Source organism: Variovorax sp. 01T439_2 (assembly GCF_056398445.1).
Map to the genome: position 1 here is coordinate 1 of NZ_JBFTPJ010000994.1, position 2090 is coordinate 2090.

The 2090-nt window shown below is 61.1% G+C and carries 3 protein-coding genes; all 3 read right to left on the minus strand.

Features of this window, described 5'->3' with window-relative positions; translation table 11 throughout:
• Nucleotides 1-352: 352 nt before the first annotated feature.
• A complete protein-coding gene (locus AC1DOC_RS30895; RefSeq protein WP_015867267.1) occupies nucleotides 353-679 on the minus strand; it encodes a type II toxin-antitoxin system RelE/ParE family toxin in 327 nt (108 codons plus the stop codon).
• Nucleotides 676-957: a YlcI/YnfO family protein gene (locus tag AC1DOC_RS30900; RefSeq protein WP_412511860.1), complete on the minus strand. Its 282-nt coding sequence runs from the start codon at nucleotides 955-957 to the stop codon at nucleotides 676-678. The genes AC1DOC_RS30895 and AC1DOC_RS30900 overlap by 4 nt, the downstream gene beginning before the upstream one ends.
• 255 nt (nucleotides 958-1212) lie before the next feature.
• On the minus strand, nucleotides 1213-2090 hold an 878-nt coding region (locus tag AC1DOC_RS30905), incomplete at its 5' end, for a tyrosine-type recombinase/integrase (protein WP_478131249.1).

Sequence of the window (2090 nt, forward strand, 5' to 3'; positions counted from 1 at the left end):
CGTCCAAGGAAAGGACATACGTCCGACTGTCGCAATTGGGCGGTGAGTTTTATGGGGGAGTACTTACTTCACACTACTTGGCAACTTGGATCGGTACCCACGGACGAAGGCTTGAGTGAGATCAAAGGGCTTGAAGCAAGAGCGCCAAGCAATACTTCGCAGTGAGAGGCCTTCCGGGCATCGACTGAAGTCTCCATCGACGGGCAGCTTTCTTCGTGCTGGTACTTCCGCTTAGGGGCCCACAAGAGACATAGCAGCATCTCTGAAGAAGTCATTCAAATTGTGGAGACTGTCGCGCGCCTCTCAGCCAGATCGTCGCGCCACACCACAGCGACTTACGGCCGCATTGGGCTCAGTGGTAGTCCTCTTCGCGCTGATGACGAATTGCCAACACCCTGACTTCCCGCCCTGGAAGGATTTCGTAGAGGGCCACGTAGCCTGTGGAACCAAGCCCTACGATCAACTCTCGGCGCGTTGTACGCCTGCCGTCGCTCGCTTTCCGATACGCCCAAGGATTCTCGGCCAGCCGCTTCTTGATACTGGTGCGAAGCTCGTGCAGTACATGCTGGGCATGGTCCAGTTCCTCCAAGGTCTCTGACCGAGCGACGAGGAACTCAAACAACCGCTCAAGGTCATCCTCGGCTTGCGGGGTCATCTCAACCCCGAACAACTCAGTCACGTGCCAGAGCCTTGCAATTCGCGACGTCGTGCATCAATGCGGGCCTGGACGCGGTCAAACACTTCGTCCACGGGGTGTGAAACACCGGTTCGCAGGTAGTCCTGCCAAGCGGCCTCGCCACGCGCATGGAAGTCCGTCTGGACGCGACGGAAGTCAACTGCTCGGCGCACGGCATCGGCCACAAAGGTGCTGATGGTTTCCTCTTCACCCAGGACCGCTTCGAGCTCGGCACGCAGTTCCGGCTCAACGCGAACGGCAGGTAAGGTGCACGATTTCATGGCCGTAAGCGTAGCACATTTGTAATGCGTTCGCCACTTTGTCCCGACGCCGACATCGGAAGGTGACTTCGAGTGTCTGGTCCTGGCTGAGCCGGCTGTAGTCAACGCGCGGCGTCGGAACGGGCGCGCGGCGCACTGCGAGCAGCACAGCAGTTCACGGCAGGCGTCCGAAGCGGTTTGCCCCAGATTGCGGCGCACCTGCGCGATGTCGTGGCACTCATCCAGCTGGCTTGGAAGGAGCGCGCGGACTTGGCGCTATGTCATCTGGCGCGGCTTCAACGGAATCAGGTCGGCACCGATGCGCAGCTTGTCCAGGTAGTCCGCCCAGCGCTGCATCATTTCCCGGCGCGCGGGGAGATGCGCGGTGCGGTTGTACGCACGACCGTTGGTATCCCTGACCATGTGGGAGAGCTGGTGCTCGATGAAGTCCACGCGCTCGCCAAGCACCTCATCCATGATGGTCCGCGCGGTTGCCCTGAAGCCGTGAGCCGTGTGGACTTCGGCGCTGTAGCCCATTCCACGCAGGGCGGCATTGATGGTGTTCTCGCTCATGGGGCGTTCACCCGTCCGTATGCTCGGAAACACAAACCGTCCATGCCCTGTGATTGGGTGGAGGTCGCGCAGGATCTCCACCGCCTGGGTTGCGAGCGGCACGACATGATCGACCTTCATTTTCATCTTCGGGCCGGCGATGCGCCACTCGGCCGCGTCCAGGTCGATCTCGGCCCATTCCGCGGTGCGCAACTCGCCGGGCCGGACAAACAGCAGAGGGGAAAGCTTCAGCGCGGCAACGGTGGTGGGGTGGCCGCTGTAGGCATGGATCGAGCGCATCAGGTCGCCGACTCTCTTGGGCTCGGTAATGGCGGCGAAGTGCTTCGTCGCTTTCGAGGCCAGAGCTTCGCTCAGATCGGCGGTGACGTCCCTCTCTGCCAGTCCTGACACGACTGCRAAGCGGAACACCTGCCCGCAAAGCTGCTTGACGCGATGGGCCGTATCGATGGCGCTGCGTGCTTCCAGCTTGCGGACAACCCGCTCCAGAATGTCGCGCGGACCGATGGTGGAGATGGGCATCTTGCCGATGAAGGGGAACACGTCCTTCTCGAGCCATGTCTTGACCTTGAGCTGCGTTCCAC

What these genes read in the sequence shown, in the direction of transcription:
- AC1DOC_RS30900 (WP_412511860.1), bottom strand. Translation starts at nt 957, where the DNA reads ATGAAATCGTGCACCTTACCTGCCGTTCGCGTTGAGCCGGAACTGCGT.